14 protein-coding genes and 2 pseudogenes are annotated in these 17,563 nt (G+C 64.8%); 3 read left to right on the top strand and 13 right to left on the bottom strand.

The features are described from left to right. Window positions 1-428: pseudogene (locus NW75_RS08080) on the top strand (serine hydrolase); the annotation flags it as partial. Between the two features lie 92 nt (window positions 429-520). Here NW75_RS08080 and NW75_RS24390 read toward each other — a convergent pair. The 5 genes from NW75_RS24390 to NW75_RS25015 all read right to left on the bottom strand — a co-directional run bounded on the left by NW75_RS24390 (window position 521) and on the right by NW75_RS25015 (window position 4,142). Beyond that, window positions 521-919 (bottom strand): hypothetical protein, encoded by a 399-nt coding sequence (locus tag NW75_RS24390; RefSeq protein WP_156142998.1) that lies wholly within the window; start codon window positions 917-919, stop codon window positions 521-523. Further along, complete coding sequence (locus tag NW75_RS24385; RefSeq protein ID WP_156142997.1) at window positions 894-1,364, bottom strand: hypothetical protein; 471 nt, start codon at window positions 1,362-1,364, stop codon at window positions 894-896. Before NW75_RS24385 ends, NW75_RS24390 begins: the two co-directional genes overlap by 26 nt. Before the next feature lie 141 nt (window positions 1,365-1,505). Then, window positions 1,506-2,285, bottom strand: a complete 780-nt coding sequence (locus tag NW75_RS08070; RefSeq protein ID WP_052192303.1) for a phytanoyl-CoA dioxygenase family protein — start codon at window positions 2,283-2,285, stop codon at window positions 1,506-1,508. Between the two features lie 54 nt (window positions 2,286-2,339). Continuing rightward, window positions 2,340-3,794, bottom strand: coding sequence for a D-alanyl-D-alanine carboxypeptidase/D-alanyl-D-alanine endopeptidase (gene dacB, locus NW75_RS08065; RefSeq protein ID WP_033964633.1), 1,455 nt, complete (start codon window positions 3,792-3,794; stop codon window positions 2,340-2,342). 126 nt (window positions 3,795-3,920) lie between these two features. Next, on the bottom strand, window positions 3,921-4,142 hold the full coding sequence (locus NW75_RS25015) for a hypothetical protein (protein ID WP_197057754.1): 222 nt from the start codon (window positions 4,140-4,142) through the stop codon (window positions 3,921-3,923). 191 nt (window positions 4,143-4,333) lie between these two features. Here NW75_RS25015 and NW75_RS08060 point away from each other — a divergent pair, with 191 nt between their 5' ends. Together NW75_RS08060 and NW75_RS08055 are read left to right on the top strand one after the other, a co-directional pair. After that, complete coding sequence (locus tag NW75_RS08060; protein WP_052192301.1) at window positions 4,334-5,968, top strand: S9 family peptidase; 1,635 nt, start codon at window positions 4,334-4,336, stop codon at window positions 5,966-5,968. After that, on the top strand, window positions 5,965-7,902 hold the full coding sequence (locus NW75_RS08055) for an amidohydrolase family protein (RefSeq protein WP_052192300.1): 1,938 nt from the start codon (window positions 5,965-5,967) through the stop codon (window positions 7,900-7,902). The genes NW75_RS08060 and NW75_RS08055 overlap by 4 nt, the downstream gene beginning before the upstream one ends. A 3-nt stretch (window positions 7,903-7,905) precedes the next feature. On the opposite strand, the gene NW75_RS08050 is transcribed toward NW75_RS08055, so the two are convergent. From NW75_RS08050 to NW75_RS22795, 8 genes and pseudogenes are all read right to left on the bottom strand, one after another. Next, the gene (locus NW75_RS08050) at window positions 7,906-9,468 is read right to left on the bottom strand and encodes an N-acyl-D-amino-acid deacylase family protein (protein WP_052192299.1); all 1,563 of its coding nucleotides are present in this window, start codon (window positions 9,466-9,468) and stop codon (window positions 7,906-7,908) included. Then, window positions 9,465-10,453 (bottom strand): annotated as a pseudogene (dgcA, locus tag NW75_RS08045) (N-acetyl-D-Glu racemase DgcA). Before dgcA ends, NW75_RS08050 begins: the two are co-directional and overlap by 4 nt. Then, on the bottom strand, window positions 10,437-11,444 hold the full coding sequence (gene dgcN / locus NW75_RS08040) for an N-acetyltransferase DgcN (RefSeq protein ID WP_033964637.1): 1,008 nt from the start codon (window positions 11,442-11,444) through the stop codon (window positions 10,437-10,439). The pseudogene dgcA and the gene dgcN overlap by 17 nt, the downstream one beginning before the upstream one ends. 82 nt (window positions 11,445-11,526) lie before the next feature. Then, window positions 11,527-12,411 (bottom strand): LysR family transcriptional regulator, encoded by an 885-nt coding sequence (locus NW75_RS08035; RefSeq protein WP_033964632.1) that lies wholly within the window; start codon window positions 12,409-12,411, stop codon window positions 11,527-11,529. Beyond that, complete coding sequence (locus NW75_RS08030; RefSeq protein WP_033964630.1) at window positions 12,408-13,574, bottom strand: serine hydrolase domain-containing protein; 1,167 nt, start codon at window positions 13,572-13,574, stop codon at window positions 12,408-12,410. Before NW75_RS08030 ends, NW75_RS08035 begins: the two co-directional genes overlap by 4 nt. A gap of 1 nt (window position 13,575) precedes the next feature. Continuing rightward, the gene (locus NW75_RS26125) at window positions 13,576-14,070 is read right to left on the bottom strand and encodes an amidohydrolase family protein (RefSeq protein WP_231565045.1); all 495 of its coding nucleotides are present in this window, start codon (window positions 14,068-14,070) and stop codon (window positions 13,576-13,578) included. A 9-nt stretch (window positions 14,071-14,079) separates the two neighbouring features. Next, window positions 14,080-15,615, bottom strand: coding sequence for an amidohydrolase (locus NW75_RS08025; protein WP_231565044.1), 1,536 nt, complete (start codon window positions 15,613-15,615; stop codon window positions 14,080-14,082). 172 nt (window positions 15,616-15,787) lie between these two features. After that, complete coding sequence (locus tag NW75_RS22795) at window positions 15,788-17,263, bottom strand: TonB-dependent receptor domain-containing protein (protein WP_052192298.1); 1,476 nt, start codon at window positions 17,261-17,263, stop codon at window positions 15,788-15,790. Window positions 17,264-17,563 lie beyond the last annotated feature (300 nt).

Below are 17,563 nucleotides of genomic sequence, written 5' to 3'. Positions count from 1 at the left end.
ACGCTGCGCGTGGCGCGGCCGCGTGCTGAAGGGCGAGGTGCATGACGAGAATGCCGCAGCACTGGGCGGCGAGACCGGCCATGCCGGGCTGTTCGGCACGGTCGGCGGCGTGCTCGATTTCGCCGCCGGGGGTGCTCGACGGGAGCGGCGCATCGCCCGCCATGCGCGCTGCGATCCGCACCCCGTTCTACGAGCATCGCACGTGCGGATGGGAGCGCAAATTCGGCGGTTGGTCGGGCGGGGCGGCCTGTTCGGCCGAGACGATCGGCCATACCGGCTTCACCGGCACCGGCCTGTGGATCGATTTCGAGCGCGGATATGCGTGGACGCTGCTGACCAACCGCGTCCACCCGACGCGGCATTTCGACAGCGGGATCTTCGTGCTGCGACCGGCGACTGGCGATGCGGTGGCGGGGACGGTGGGTTAGGGGGGGATTGATGGTGCCGTTCGGCAACTTCCGCCCAGTTGCGGACGTTGACGGGCCTCTTCGCTGCTAGTGATTGGGGGCCGTTCCACTATTCATCGTGCTGCAGTGACAATGTCGAACATGAAGGAGACCACGCCGCGTACAGCTTTGCCGGCTGAATCATGTGCTGGCTCGAACAGGTGCTGCGACACGAGCGCGGGGCAAATCCAGCGATCGGCATCATCTTTTCCGGAGTCCGGGTTGATCCGTGTGCAGCCGTCCACCTTACCATCGACGCTAATCGACAAATAATACTTGGCGTGCATCGCGCTACGATCGTGTTTTATTTCCATCTTGGCGAGTTGCTCGGCCGAAAGCCAATCGTCCCTCCTTCGAAGTGGGGCTGGCGGCATACCATTTGGCGCAAATTGCGCAGGGTCGGCACCCCACTGAACAAGTTGCTCGGTGATGCAGGAGTTGAGAGCCTCAGCCGCTTTGCCTGCGCCTTCCAATACTGCGAGACCGACATTTATTTTTTTCAATTTTTATTCCAACCGAGGCGGCCTGCCCAAGTCTCCTTATAACTGTCCCATCTTCAAACTCTGCTTGAACTGCGTAGGGATAAGGCGACAGGCGAATTCCGGACGACCAAGCGTCGATGCTGGGCTTGCCGTCGTCAAATACAATTTCAGCGCGCTTGTTCGACGCCAGTGAGGTCTTAAGTATCTGCTCCCCGGCAAAGATAAATCTGTATCGATCGCTACCCGGCACTGTGCGAATCGCGAAGAGGGCGGGGCTTGTACCCGGAATGGTTCGCGTGAGCAGGCAGACCCCCGGTGTACCATCGATCTGCCAAGGCAGCTTTGATGTTCCGTCAGTTACAGCAGCGGCAGCCGTTTGGTTGTAGGAAAAGACAACTGTCAGCAGCGCCAATCCTTCGAGCCAGATTTTACCCATAAAATCTCCCTTGAGTCGTCGTGGCGGAATGCTGGCAGCTTGCGGTGACATTCTCCAGTGCTCGGGGCACCAGTGCACAACGTTGCTCACCATCCCGGTAACGCCCGCTCCCCACCAATCCCAGTCGCTTAGCGTTGCCCCCTAAACGAAATGCGGCTCGGGCCGTTCGCGCAATTGCTCGTAATGCACCAACGCCTGTTCCGCGCCTAAAGCGACCGACTGGCCGTCGCGGAAGGTCCATTCGCCGCGGTCGCAATCCTCGGCGCGGACATAACCGTTGATGTAGAAGCGGCGCAGGTGGGTGGCGGTGTTGGTGCCCGAGGCATGGACCAGATACGGGCTCCACAAGGCGATGTCGCCGGGTTCGAGGATCAGGTCGACCTGGTCCGCGGGCGACAGGCCCGCCGCGTCGAGCGCGCTGTCCTCGGGCGAGCGGCCGAGCGAGGCGGCGGGGTCGAGCGGCAAGGCTCCGCGTGTGTGGCTGCCGGGGATGAAGCGCATTCCGCCGCTGCCCGGATTGTGCGGATCGATCGCGAGCCCGGTCTGGACATAAGAGCTGCCGAGATTGCGATACGCCTCTGCCGGCCGCCGCGATTTCGCGTCCTGATGCCAGGCGAAATCGCCGCTGCGATCGGGCAGTTTCCAATGCAGTTGGTTGATGATCTGTTTGATGTCCTGCCCGATTAGCGGCTCCAGCAGCGTCGCCCAGCGCGGATCGAGCCGCGTCTGGTTGAGCAGCGCGACATGGTAGGATGGCCACTGCACCATCGGCACATGCGGCGAACCGTCGGGCCCGGGGCGGACGGAGTACAACAAATTGCCGTGGCGAAAGCTTTGGCCGTGCGCGACGCCTTCGGCATAGACCTGATCCATGGCCGCGCCGATCGCGGCGACCTCGGCGGGGGAAAAGAATCCGCGCACGATGGCGTAGCATGGGCACGAAAGTCGGCGACATAATCGGTCATTACCCGTCTCTCAGTTTTGCGAAGCGATCAGGAGCAACGCTGCATCCATCGCCTTAATCGCGCTCGTCCCATCGGGAACGTCGTTGGCATAAAGCGCCATCGTCAGCGTGCGCCCGCTCTTGGCGACCATATAGCCGGACAGCGCGTTGGTGGCGTTGAGCGTGCCCGTCTTGGCGAACACTTTGTGGTCAAGCGCGCTGCCGGCAAAGCGGCGCGCCAGCATGCCTTCGCCGCCAACCGGCAGCGTTGCACGCCAAGCGGTGCCCCACGGTTGCGCGCTCACCCAGCGTAGGAAGGTGACCACGCCGCGCGGCGTCACCCGGTTATAGCTCGACATGCCCGAGCCATCCGCAAAGTCGAACGCCACGCGCGGCACACCCGCCTGGGCGAGCATCGCGCGCACGGCGACCTGGCCATCTGCGATCGATCCGCTGCCGTTCTTCAGTGCGATACGACGCAGCATCAGCTCGGCATGGAGGTTCTGGCTGACCTTGTTGATGAGCGTCAGATCCTCGATCAACGGCGAGGGCGTCAGTCGCGCGAGCGGCGTGGTGGTTGGAGCCCGCGCTGCTGGGGCACCGCCACGGATTGCCGGATCATCGGCGGGCGTGAGCGGGCGATGGCGCACGCTGACGTTGCCCGTGACGCGGACACCACGCGCAACCAGCATATTGCGCAGCATCCACGCAGCATAATGCGCCGGATCGTCGATGCCGAGGCGCAATTGCTCGGGTTTGTCGCCGACCGCGATCGTCCCGCCGAGCCGCACAGCCGTGCCGTTCGGCGCGCGATCGAAGGTTATCGTGGTCGTGCCCGTCGCCGTTGTCAGCGCGCCATTTTCGAGCGTGTAATAAGGCGGCAGCGTCACGGTCGGCGGGCGACCCGGCGTGGTCGGGGTCACGGTCACGGGCAGTTCGTTGTCGTCGAGCGTCAGGGCGGAACTTGCCGTGCCCGATTTGGTCGGGATGTTGTTCCAGCTCATCCCCGGGCTCCAGCGCTGGTCGGGATACAGGCTGTCATCGCCGACGACGTCGTGCACCACCCGCGTCTTTGCGGCAACCGCATCGGCGAGCGTCGCAAGACAATCGACCGTGCAGGCGGGGGCGCTCGACAGGCGCGCATCGCCATGGCCTTCCAGGATCACGTCGCGCTGGTTGCCGGTCTGGTCGATCCGCACCGCTGCACCGCCCGCTTCATCGGGCTGGTCGAGCGCGCCCAGCGACCAGAAAGCGGCGGCAGTGGTGAACATCTTGGTATTGGAGGCCGGGATGAAACGCTGATCGGGGTTGATCGCGACGATTTCGGTGCCGGTCTCATCCACCACGACCAGGCCAAAGCGCGTGCCGGGGCTGGCGCTGCGCAAAACGTCTTCTACCCGGCTTTGCAACGCGGATTGGGCATGGAGGGCGGTCGGCAAGGCGGCGACAAGCAGCAGGGAGAAGGGCGGGACAAGGGCGCGGTGCATTCCCGCAGCCTAGGACCAATTGCGCGACAAACAATGCAGTGCGGCACATACAGAGCGTTGCCCCCGGTATAACCGTCGCGCATGATCGTACCGATCGCCGGTTGTCGGCACTCGTGCGCGGCTCCACTATGCCGCCATGACACGGCATATCGCATTGGGGTTGGGGCTTTGCGCCCTGCTATTGGCACAACCGGCAATGGCCGATGATCTGGCCGCGACCTTGGCTTTGCCGATTGCGAGCGGGCTGGTCGGCGCGGCGGACACGCCGCGTTTCGCCTGGGTCGAAAATGCGGGCGGCGTGCGCAATATTTGGGTGTCGGCGGGGGGTAGGCCTGCGCGCGCGATCACGGCGTTCACCGACGATGACGGGCAGCAACTGTCCGATCTCGCGCTGACGCGGGATGGCGCAAGGGTCGCCTTTGTGCGCGGTGGCGACCCCGAATTTCCCGACGGCAGCATCCCCAATACCGCCGCCAGCGCGACGCCGCCCAAGCAACAAATTTTTTGTAGCATCCACCACAGGCGGCGCGGCGGAACTGGTGGGCGAGGGCCACGCCCCCGTCTTCGCGCCGGATGGCGAGCGGCTGGCCTTTACCCGCAAGGGCGAAATCTGGCTGTGGAGCAAGGCCGCAGGGGCGCAGCGGGTCGCGACGGTTGCGGGAGACGCCTCGCGGTTGGAATGGTCACCGGACGGTCGCCAGCTTCTGTTCGTGGACGAGCGCGGCGACCACAGCTTCATCGCCTTGCTCGACGTTGCCGCGCGCGGGGAGGCGCGGCTGCGCTATCTCGATCCCGGTTTGGGCTTCGCAGTCGAGCCGTGCTTTGCGCCCGATGGCAAGAGCATCGCCTATATCCGCTTCGTCGATCCGCCCGCCACCGCTATCGGGGATGGCGGTCGCTATTGGTCGATCCGCAGCGTCGAGCTTGCGACTGGCACCGCGCGCACCTTGTGGGCGGCTCCGGCGGGTGCTGGCGGAACCTATGCCGGAACCCGCGCCCGCAATCTGTTCTGGGCGAAGGACGGCACGATCGTCTTTCCGTGGGAGCGGAGCGGCTGGCTGCACGCTTATGCGCTCGATCCGGCGCGCGGCAGCACGCGCGATCTCACGCCGGGCGCATTCGAGCTGGAGAGTTTCCTGCTCTCGTCCGATGGCAAGGCGCTGATCTATGCCGCCAATGCCGGGGACCTCGAACGGCGTCACATCTGGACGGTGCCCCTTACCGGAGGCGCGGCGGCGCGGATGACGCAAGGCGCGGGCAGCGAATCGATCCCGACCTTCGCCGGAACGACGCTGGCGGTCCTGGCGACCAGCGCCACGCAACTCGCGCACGCCGCTCTGGTCGGCGACGCGCTCGCACCGCTGCATGATGCGCCCTCGGTTGCCGGGTTTGCAGCACCGGAAACGGTAACCTTCACGGCGGAGGACGGCGTGCTGGTCCACGCGCAATTGTTCCACGCGCGCGGCCCCGGCAGGCATCCCGCATTGGTCTATGTGCATGGCGGCCCGCGTCGGCAGATGCTGCCCGGCTTCAACACCTCTTATTATTATTCGAACGCCTACATTCTGAACCAGCATTTCGCGGCCAAGGGCTATGACGTGCTGTCGGTCAATTATCGCAGCGGCACCGGGTACGGCCACGATTTTCGCGAGGCACCCGGCCAGGCGCGCGGCGGTGCCTCGGAATATCGCGACGTGCTGGCCGCAGGCAAATGGCTGGCGGCGCGCAGCGATGTCGATCCGGCGCGGATCGGGATTTGGGGCGGAAGCTGGGGCGGGTATCTCACCGCATTGGCGCTCGCCCGCAACAGCGATCTGTTCGCCGCCGGGGTGGATTTCCACGGCGTCCACGCAATGGTTCGCCCAGTCGAGAAGACGCTGTCGCCCGATGCCGAGGCCGCGGCGCATCAGTTGCAATGGCAATCCTCGCCGCTTGGCGCGATCGCAACGTGGCGGTCGCCCGTGTTGCTGATTCACGGCGATGACGACAAGAGCGTGGACTTCTACCAATCCTTGCTGCTCGCGCGCGAACTCACCGCGCGGCAGGTGCCGTTCGAACAATTGGTCTTTCCCGATGAGCGGCATGACTTCTTTCGCTATGCCGATTGGCTGGCGAGCTATCGGGCAACCGATGATTTTCTGGATCGCACGCTCATGCACAAGATCACGCGATGAAGTGGGTTGCCGCGTTTTTGGCCTTGTCGTCGATGTCCCCAGTGTGCGCTGCTGCGGGCCCAGACGACGCGGTTATCATCCGTGGCGCGCGGGTGTTCGATGGCACCGGCGCGCCTGCGACGATTGGCGACGTGCTGCTGCGGGGGGACCGCATCGTCGCGGTCGGCCCGCATCTGCGCAAGCCTCGAGGCGCGCGCAGCATTGATGCGCGGGGGCTTACGCTGATCCCCGGCCTGCACGATCTCCACACGCATTTGCGCTCGCCCGGCTACGATGCACCCGATGATCTGGGCAAGGCCTATGCCGGTTATTTGCTCGCGGGCGTAACGTCGGTGAACGACTATTCGGTGTCGGGCGAAATGATTGCGCCGATCCGCCAGATGGTCGCGTCCGGGGCAGTCGCGGCCCCGCACCTCGAACTGGCGGTGCGCGTCGGCGTGCCGGGTGGGCATGGCACCGAATATGGCTGGGGAGCCTTCTTCACGCTGCAGGCCGCAACCCCCGCCGCCGCGCATGTCGCGACGGCGACCGCGCTGCCGTACCAGCCCAATCTCATCAAGGTCTTTGCCGATGGCTGGCGCTATGGGCGCGACAGCGATCTCAACAGTATGAACGTGCCGACGCTGGCTGCAGTCGTGGCGGATGCGCACAAGGCCGGTCTGCCGGTCATCACGCATACGGTAACCGTGCAGGGCGACCGCGTCGCCGCGATGGCCGGAGTCGATGCCGTGGGGCACGGGGCCGGGGATGCGCTGATCGACGATGATCTGATCGCGCTGATGAAGGCCAACCACACCGCCTATATCCCGACATTGGTGGTGTATGAGCCGCAGCAGACTCGCCGGTTCGAACCCGACGAGCAACGCGCGCTGACGCCGCCCGAGGCGGCGTTCGAAGCAAGCCATGCGGCGCAATCGTCCAAGCCGGTCGCGGCTTATGATGCGAAGCGCTGGGCGATCATGCAGGACAATGTCCGGCGGCTGAAAGCGGCAGGGGTGCGTATCGGCGTCGGCACCGATGCCGGGATCGAGGGTGTGTATCACGGGCCCGGCACGCTCCGCGAGATCTGGTGGCTGACCAAGCTGGGCTTCACCCCCGCCGAGGCGTTGGTCGCTGCGACCGCGACCAGCGCGGATATCCTGGGGCAGTCGGCGGACAACGGACGGATTGCGCCGGGCCAGCGCGCCGATCTGGTGCTGATCGCGGGGCGGCCCGACGAGCGCATCACCGATTTGTGGAAGGTCGCGCGGGTGTTCGTGTCGGGACGCGAGGTCGCGCTCGCGCCGCTGCGCGCGCTGGTAAACGGGGCGGCCCCGACTCCGCTGCCGGTGCACAACATGCCGGGGCCAATTGACACGGGCGGGCGGGGTGACGGCCGCACCGACCTCGATACGCTGCCGGTTGAGAGCACCGATTCCGGCGTCGACCACAGCCACCTCGATTTCGTCCGGCCGGGCAGCGACGATCCGAAAGCACCGGAGCGACCGGTTTTCCTGATCGCGCATATGGGGGCCAAGCCGCGTCCGTTCGCGCAACTCGTGCTGCCATTGACGCAAGGCGCGGTACAGCTCGCCGATGCGCGGGGTTTCACCGGCGTCGCGTTCGATGCGCGCGGCAGCGGGCGCTACGATCTGGTGTTCGACAGTTATGCGATCAATGATGATGAATGGTTCCGCACCGGCTTCGAAGCAGGGGAGGTCCGCCGTACCTTCCACATCCCGTTCAGCGCCTTTGCCAGCCGCGACGCGAAGGCTCAGCTAGATCTGGCGAAATTGCGTGCGCTGATCGTGCGGCTTGAGGGCAAACCCGGCGGCAAGGCGTGGCTGCAACTCGACAATATCCGCTTCTATCGGGAACGCGCGAGCGAAGACCGGGCCGCGCCGCTGCCCGCGCCAGGAGCTCGCAATCCGCAGCATTATAGCGAAACGAACTGACGCTCAGGGACAGCTTCCGGCGGGCGGGCGATGCGGCAGCGCGCGCCCGGCGGCACGGCCCGTCAGCTTGCCGCCATCGACCGCGAGGATGCCGTTGACCACCACCGTCTGCACCCCGACCGCAAGCTCGGTCGGCTGTTGGTAGGTTGCGCGCGGCGCATAGCGGCGGGGATCGAACACCACCACGTCGGCGAACGCACCGGCTTTCAGGTGCCCACGTCCGGTAAGGCCGAAGGTATCGGCGGTCAGCGACGAACTGCGCTCGATCATTTCGCGCAATGTCAGGACGTGATCGGCCACGACATATTTGGCGTATTTGCGCGCGAAGCTGCCATAAACGCGCGGGTGGCCGGGCGATGCGTCGGAATCGGTCATCACCCAGGGTTGCCGCATGAAGGCGGCGATGTCGGCCTCGCTTTGATTGAACGAGATGACGCCGGGGTCGCCGACGCGGATCACCGCGATCGCGGCCGTGATGGGGTCGGTCTTGGTCGCCACCGCGACCTCTGCAAGGGTCCGATTGCGTTCGGCACCTTCCGTGATCAACAGCTTGGTCGGCCCGCCGCGTTTGCGCATGTTTTCGGCTATGTCCGCGTGCAACCGGGTGGCCTGGGCGGGGTCGTCGAAGCGCGCGAGCATCGCCGTACGGCCACCGTCCTGCGCCCATAACGGAACGAGCGAGGCGACCATGCTCGAGCCGCTGGCCGACCACGGATATTGGCTCGCCGTGATGTTCAGCCCCGCCGCGCGCGCCGCCGCGATCCGCGCGATGACGGCGGGAGCCTGGCCCTGCACATCGACGCCGAGCGCCTTGATGTGCGAGACATGCGCCGGAATATGCGCGGCGCGCGCTATCTCGATCTCTTCGTCGATCGCCGCCAACAGTCCGACGGTGTAGCTCGACTCATCCCGGATATGGCTATCGTAAAAGCCGCCCCGCTTGCCCGCTTCAGTGGCGAGCGCGACGACCTCATCGGTCTTGGAAAAGCTTTGCGGGGCATAGAACAGCCCGGTCGAAAGCCCGATCGCGCCCTGGCACATTGCGCTTGCGACCAGCGCCTGCATCTGGCCCAGTTCCTGCGGAGTTGGCGCGCGCTTGGCCTCGCCGATCACGCGCTGGCGGATCGTGCCGAAGCCGGTATAGGTGGCATAATTGATCCCGACCGGGCGCGTCCGCGCGCTGTCCAGCACGCGTCCAACGTCAATTTCGCCGCCGCCGTCATTGCCGATGAACGCGGTTGTCACGCCCTGCATCAGGAACATCGGGATCAGCCGCTTGGCGGGATCGTCCGACGCCAGATCGTCCCCCATATGCGTATGCGGATCGATGAAGCCGGGCGAGACGATCATGCCATGCGCGTCGATCACGCGCGTGGCGGCGCGCGCCACATGCGGCGCGACCTCGACGATATGGTCCCCCTCAATCGCCACGTCGCCAACGAACGGCGCGTCGGACCCGGTATAGATAGTGCCGCCGCGCAGGATCAGGTCTGCGGAAGGCGGGGCCGAAGCGCTGATTGCAGCGAGCGCCACGCCGACCAATAACCCGATCCGGCCGATGTTCATGGCGTACCCCAAAAGCCGGGGGGCGGTGGCGACAATATGCCCCCTACATCCGTCACCCCACCGACGCGATCCTCCGCCAGCCATAACGGCCCGTCAAGATCGACAAAATCGGACAGCATCGCCACGTGCAAGGCGGGCGCGATCGAGAGCGAGGAACTGACCATGCAACCGGTCATCACCCCGAGCCGCGGGCGCGGGCTCCGTGGGCGAGGGCGAGCGCGGCGGTCAGTCCGCCCGCTTTGTCGAGCTTCACGTTGACGCATTGATAGCGCGCGGCAACGCGATCGAGGTCGTCGGCGGTGTGGACCGATTCATCGGCGCAAATTGGCACTGCCGGGGAAAAATCGGCGAGCCACGCATCCACGCTGGCCGGCACCGGTTGCTCGAGCAGCGCGACGCGGAGTTCGACCAGCAGCGGCTGCATCGCTTCGAGCAGGGTGCGGTCCCAACTTTCATTCGGGTCTACGATCAGCGTGGCATTGTGGGCCACGGAGCGAACCGCGCGAAGTTGCTCAGCGGGATTTTCGTGGTTCACTTTGACCTTGATCAGCGGCGCGGCGGCGATCAGCGCTGCCGCCCGTGCCATCGCCGCAGGGGTGTCGATGACGACCGTCAACGCGTTTGGCATTGATGTGAGGTCGGGGCCATCGATCATCGTCGCGACCGCGCGGCCCGAGCGCTTTGCTTCCAAATCCCATAAGGCGCAGTCGATCGCATTGCGCCCCGCGCCCGGCTGCAGCAGGCCGAGCAGATCCTCGCGATCCGCGCCGCCCTCGATCGCATCGCGTACGTGCGCGATCTCGTCGAGCGCACTCGCGACGCTCTCGCCATAGCGCGGGTAGGGGACGCCCTCGCCGTGACCGACATGTCCGTCCTGCATGATCGATACGGTGATCACGTCCGCCGCGGTTTTCACCCCGCGCGCGATGCGAAACGGCGTGTGCAACGCAAAGCGGTCGTGCCGCGCCTCAAGCGTGCGGGGCATAGAGCGCATCGATGATGGACTCGACGCCGAAGGCGATCGGGTCGGTACAGGGCAGGCCGAGCATATCCTCGGTCCGTTCGCACAGCGCCCGCGCCGCCGCTGCATCCAGCGCAGAGGTGTTGAGACACACGCCGATCGCCCGCACGCCCGGGCTGGTCAGGCGCGCAACCTGCAGATTCATCGCCAGGCATTCCGTCAGCTCGGGCAGGGCGCGTCCGGGCAGACCGCGCATGTGCGCACGCCCCGGTTCGTGGCAGAGCACGATCGCCTCGGCCTGCGCGCCGTGCAGCAGGCCGGTCGAGACACCCGCGAAGGAGGGATGGAAGAGCGACCCTTGCCCTTCGATCACATCCCAACCGTCATCGTCGCGCGCGGGTGAGAGCTGTTCGATCGCCCCCGAGATGAAATCGGCGACCACGGCATCGACCGGTATGCCGCCGCCTGCGATCAGGATCCCGGTCTGGCCCGTCGCCCGGAAATCGGCGGCGATGCCGCGCGCGCGCAGCGCTGTGGTCAAAGCGAGCGTCGCGTACATCTTGCCGACCGAACAATCGGTGCCGACCGTCAGCAACCGGCGACCGGCGCGTGGATACCCTGTCCCAACCACCAGATCCGCAGGCGGATCGCGCACGTCGAACAGAGTGAGGCCGCGCTCGCGAGCGAGCGCGGCAAGCCGTGGCACGTCGCGCAAGCGCTGGTGCAGTCCGGCGGCGACGTTCATCCCGGCTTCCAGCGCGGCAACCGCATCCGCGATCAGATCCGCTCCCATCGTCCCGCCCGAATTGGCGATGCCAAGCACCAGCGTGCGTGCGCCAGCGCTTGCGCCTTCGGCAATCGTCAGGCGCTTGATCCCGAGCGTCAGCGGGCAATCGTCATACCGAAACTCTCCGACGCAGTCGTCCGGGCGGAAAGTGGCGAGGCCGCGCGACGTCTTGATGCCGATCGGGTCGGCGCTATGGCCGAGATAGAGCAGATAGGGTCCGGGTATCATGCGGGCCACCGTATCGGCAGCGGCTACCGCCACAGCATAGCGAGTGGATCACCCGGCATAGCCTGTCGTTATGTCGTCCGCTTCAGGCGGCGTCGATAACCCGCGCCAGCGTCTTCAGAAAATCGGTGGCGAGCGCGGTCGGCGGGCGGTTGAGCAGGAACATCGCATGGACATCAAACGCCAGTTGCGGCTTCAGCGGCCGCACCGACAGACCGGGGCTGAGCGAAGCCTGCGCGGTGAAGCTATCGACCACCGTCATCCCCACGCCCTGTCGCACCAGCGCGGTGGCGATATAGAAGGTCCGCGCCGACACCACTTCGTCAAGCTCGAGGTCGAGCCGCTGCAATTCCTGCGTGAACAACTGCCCGATCGGACCGCTCGCGGCCAGGCTGATGAAGCGTTTGTCGCGCAGGCACTCGAGTTCGAGCCGTGGTGGCGCATCGGGCATGTCCTGCTCGCGATACAGCACGACGAGTTCGCCCTCGCCGAGCCAGCGATGCCCGATCGGGGCAGCCGGGGGCACCGCATAGGCGATCGCGATGTCGGTTTCGCGTTCGTAGAGTTTGCGCAGCAAATCGTCGTGATGAACCGTCTGCAGGTCGAATTGGACCGTCGGATGGCTGCGCAGAAAACTCGCCACCGCAACGGGCAGCGCGTCGAGCGCGAGCGACGGCAGTGCCGACACCCGCAAAACTCCGCCGGTGCCGCGCTTTAGATTGCGGCTGGCCTCGCGCAGCGCATAAACGCGGTCCTGAATTTCGCTGACCTCGGCGAACAGGGTGTGCGCGTCTTCGGTCGGCACGAGACGCCCAGTGCCGCGCTCGAACAGCGGAAAACCGAGCAGCGACTCGGCATGACGCAGCGTCTTGGAAACCGACGGCTGTGAGATGTTGAGCGCCCGCGCCGCAGCACTGACCGAGCCATTGATATAGACGGCGTGAAAGATTTCGATGTGACGCAGGTTCATGGCGCAACACCTTGTGCGAGCGCTTCTTCGCTTCGGCTATAGGCGGAGCGCGCGCCGGGATCGACGGGTACGTCGGTCGCGAAATAGGCGACACCGTTGCCGTGCTGTGGATCGATCCACAGCCCCGATTTCAGCCCATAGGCATCCCCCAAATGCCCCCAGCGCGGCTGCCCGTCGCCAAACGGATCGTCACGGCAGCCCGCGACCGGCGTCGCCAGGAATGCGACGGCCAGGCCATAGCGGCACATCTGCCCGTGCCAGGTGTCGCCATTGCTTCCCGCACCGCTATCGCCGTTCCATGTCCATTGCGGGGTCTCCAGCAAATGGACCGAGCGCTGGGTGAGGATGCGCACTCCGTCGACCCGCCCTTGGTCGAGCAGCATCCGTCCGATCCGGGCAAGACCGCGCGCGGAGATATAAAGCCCGCTTTGCGGCGCAAAGGTCGCGCCGTTTCGGCCCGCGCGCCAAAGGGATAGATCACAACTGCCGTCGCGGGCTGGCGTGACCGGGCAGGGCGGGCGCGCACCGTGATTGTCGTCGCGCGTTACCGACCCCGAACGATATTGAACGACGACGCGCGCCACCGTGCGGTCCGAACAGGTGACGAGATTGTAGCAGGCATCCAGTTTCATCGGTGCGAACACGAGCCGCTGCATCAACCGGTCGAAGCGTTCGCCAGTGGCCCGTTCCATCACCGCCGCGATCACTGGAAAATTCAAATTGGTATAGCGAAAATAAGCACCGGGCGCGTGCGCGGTATCCCACACTTTCGGGTCGGCCAACACGCTGCCGAGATCGGCGTCGAGCGGCAGGACATAGTCGACGCCGTCGGTCAGGCTCGAGCGGTGGGACAGCAACAGGCGCAGGGTGATCGGTCGGTCGGCAAAGGCCGGGTTGTGCAGCGGATAGCCGAGCAGTTCCGACACATCGGCATCGAGATTGAGTCGGTGCTGCTCGACCAGGCGCAGGACGGCAATCGCTGTGACCAGTTTGGAGATCGACGCAATCCGAACCGGGTCGTCCGCGCGCAGTGTTCTGGCTCCAGCGACATCGGCCAGACCCGAAACTTGTACCGTCCGCTCCCCGCGTCGATCAAAGGTTACCCGCGCCGCCGCGACCGGCTGATGGAGGCTCGCGGCGAGCAAAATCAACGCAGAGATCATATCATTTGGGCATCCCGTTCAGGCCACTCGCCTGGCGCAGTGCCGCGCCGTCGAGCCGATACCCGTCCAGAAAGACGGTGTGGACATGGCGCAGGTTGCCGAGCGCCGCCGACACATCGCCATCGACCAGCACGATATCGGCGGTCTTGCCCACCGCGATCGATCCCGTCCGGTCGTCCATGCCGGTCATCCGTGCGGGAATGATGGTTGCGGTCTGCAGCGCTTCGGCATTGCTCAGGCCCGCTTGCTGATACAGTTCCAGTTCGCGCACCAGCTCCAGCCCATAGCCATCGGTCCCGGCGACGATCGGCACGCCCGCCTGGTGGAGTTTGCCGACCAGATCGACCATCTTGGTGAAGCTCTTGCGAAAGTCGTCGCGCGTCAGGCCACCGAACAACGGATAGCCGCCGATTTTCCAGCCGCGGACGACGCTCGGCGGCGCAACGTCGGCGAAGGGCGCATATTCGGGCGAGATCGCGCTGCCATCCGACGTCATCAACGGTTCCTATACCGTCAGCGTCGGATCGATGATCGTATGGCGTTTCGCAAGTTCAGCATAAAACGCCGTCATCGCCGGGGAATCGAGATCGACGTCCTTTCCGTATTTGGCCGGACCCTCAAGGCGTGCGGCGGTATTGGCCTTGTCGACCACGTCTTGCGGCATCGCCTGCATCAGGATGAAGTTGATGTGGGTCACTTCGTCATATCCGGCGCGCACCGCGTCGAGCGGGCGCATACCGGCAGGTACGTGACCGTGGACGTGCAACCCCAGGCGATGCGCTTCGGCCGCTGCGGGCGCGATCCAGGCAGGATTCATCGAGGTGTAGAATTTGGCACCCCAGAGCCCTGCGGCCTTGATCTTGTCGACGGCAGCGACCGCCTCTGCCGCTGACGACACCGTCAGCGCACCCTGCGCGGCGAGGGGATCCTTGCGATCGATGATGACCGAGACCTTGCCGTCCGGGGCCAGCAAATCGCCAGCTGCCCGCCGTTTGTAGATGCTGAGCGCCTCGTCGATCATCGATCCGGGGCTGCGGTAATTGGTCATGCCGGTGGCGACGTTCTGCAGCAGGTTCCAGTCATCGCCGACGTGCTGATGCGAATCCCACAGGCCCGGGGTCAGCGTCTTGCCGCGTCCGTCGATTACGGTTGCGCCAGTGGGAGCGGCGATCGATCCCGCAGCGCCGATCGCCGCGACCTTGCCATCCGCGATCAGCACCGCGCGATCCGCAATGTAGCGCCCGGCGACCGAATCGAACATCAGCACATGGTCGATCAGCGTTGCGGTGCGATTGGCCTTGCTCAGAAAGCGATGTGCGACCTCGCGCACCATCGCGGCGGTCGCCTTGTCCTGAATGTCCTTCAGCTTGGGGCCGTTCTTCTCATAGCCTTCCGGCAACATCGAAATGACGCCGGCATTGCCGAACAGGCGATTGTCGCTGTCGAGCCACACGGGGGAGGGCGCGAAGCCATATCCCGTTAGAAAGGCGAGCTTGATCGTCCGTGGCCCTTGCGGCCCCTCGACCTGCGCCGTCTGCCCGATCGCGATGCTGGCATGGCCCGTCGGGAGCAAGTCGATGCCCTTGGCACCCGCCGCGACAAGCGCATCGATATCGAACTCCCCGGCGAGCGGCGGGCCGCCATAAGTATTATAATGCTTGTTGGCGAACGGCGCGGAGCCGGAATCGATCACCGTCTTCCAGTCCGCCACACCGTTCGGAGCAACCGTGAAGGTTTCCGTGGCATCCCCGGAATCGGTAAAGCCGCGAATGGCGATCGTGGTGGGGCGTCTGGTGGGATCCAGCGTGACCATTTCGTCGGTCTCGGTGACCCAACCGCGCAGCGACATCGACATGCGATAGGCGATGCGCCCGTCGGGCATCGTCCACGACCAGATGTCGCCATGCTTTCCGGCGATCGAGCTGATGGTAAAGTGCCGCGCGCCGGGGGGCGGAACCAGCAATTGTTCCTTTGGCGTCGGTGCCGCTCCGGCGATCGAAGCGGTCGCCGCGAGCAATGTCGCAAGGATCAGTCGGCGCATACAGGTTCCCCCCAAGAAGCGGGGAGAGTGCCAACTCGACGCAGTCAGCGCAATGCTCGCCCATGCACAAAGTGGGCGGCGGTCGTCATCGCGGCCTTGGAGGCGGCCACCGGCCAGATCCACAGCCCGTCCCCGCGATCGCAAGGACGGGCTGTGGCGGCTGAAGCCGGGCTTAGAATTCGGCGCTGATGCCGAAGGTGAAGGTGCGGCCGCTGGTCGTATAGACCTCGGTACGCTGGGCGACTGCATCCAGCGACTGCACGATCGGTTCGTTGGTGATGTTGATGCCCTCGGCGATCAACCGGACGCCTGGGCGCAGGTTGATATGGGCCTGGAAATCGACATTGTTGGTCCCGCGAATGCCATCGCCGCTATTGTCGATGGCGTTGCCGGCACCGGTCAAATAGCTGCTGCGATAGGCATCGGAAACGCGCACGCCCCACAGCTTGTTCTCGTAATATAAGGTGGCGTTTGCCGCCCATTTCGAGAGATTATAGAGCGGTATGACCTTCGGCACGTTGTTGTAATAGGCGGTCTGATGCCCGTCGAACCACGTTCCGTTGACCACAGCGCCAAGATTTTTGAGCGCGCCGGGCAGAAAGGTGAAGTCGTGCTGGACTGCTACCTCGATACCCTTGATGTCGGCACCAGCGCCGTTCACCGGCTGGCTGACGTCGAACAAGGTGTTCGCGTCCTCGCCTTGCACCAGCAGGGAAAGCGGCAAGCCGGTCTGGCCATAGGGGATTTGCTTGGTGGACGAACTGATGAAGCTGTCCATGCTCTTGTAGAAGAAGCCGACCGAGGCAAAGCCGCTGCGACCCATATAATATTCGACTGACCCCTCGACCGAGGTTGCCTTGAACGGTTTCAGAAACGGATTGCCGAGGCTCAGGCTGCCGCCATTGGGGCGCGTGGTGATCGACCCGGCCGCCGCCAGATCGCCCAGGGCGGGGCGATTGACGTTGCGGCTGGCGCTAAGCCGAACGACCACCGCTTTGGCAACGTCGAGCGCCAGATTGGCCGCAGGCAGGAAGCCGTGGCTGTTGGTGCGGATCGCAACCGGCGTGAAGCCCGCGCCAGTGGCCAAATGCCCCGACGACAAAAGGTCGGTCGAGTAATACCGCACGCCAGCATTGGCCCGCAGCCGCATCCCGGCCACGATCGTGTCGAGATCGAACTGGGCGAAGCCTGCGCCTGTCTTTTCATCGACGCGGTAATCGCTGCCCGCCTGGAGATTGGCAGCGGTCAGGTTCCGATTGTCCCCGATATAGCTGTAAACCCCATCGACGTTGCCGACGATGTATTGAATCAAGGTATCGGGCGTGACGGTCTGTTTTAGAGTGTTGGGGATGGCGATGTCGGCGGGCACGTTGTGGAACACCTTGTTCACCCACGTATAGCCGCTGTTGATGAAGTGCTTATACTCGCCGCCTGCCTTGAAGGTGAGCGCTTCATTCAGCGTGTAGGCTGCTTGCAGCTTCCCATTGGCATATTGGTTGGTGATCTTGTTTTCCTGAACGTCGAGCCGCTGCACCGCCCAGTTGTTCGGATCAGTGATATCCTTACCGTAGGTGTTGACCGGGATGGTCGGGCGATCGTCATAGCTGAACGGAGTGTTCTTGAGCTCCATGAACACCTTGTCGAACACGGGCTGGCCGAAATCCGATTCCTCATAGCCGCCAAGCGCACTCAGCGTCAGCCGGTCGGTCAGCTTCCAGCTGGCATTGGCAACGCCTGGTAAAAGTCGGTCCGGTTCTGGACGATATGATGCTCGGAGCGCAGATCGATGCCGGTGAAGCTTGCCGCGCGCAGCGTATTGGTGCTGTCGATCACGGCGCTCTGGATCACCTGGGCTCCGGTGATCGAGGTCCCGGTCAGCGCGTTGCTTCCAGCCGTTGCCAGCGCATAATCGTCGCGATGGTCCCACAGCCGACCATAGAGAAAATCG

The sequence above is a fragment of the Sphingomonas sp. Ant H11 genome (assembly GCF_000797515.1).
Lineage (GTDB): Bacteria > Pseudomonadota > Alphaproteobacteria > Sphingomonadales > Sphingomonadaceae > Sphingomonas.
This window is presented reverse-complemented; position numbering and strand designations above follow the sequence as displayed.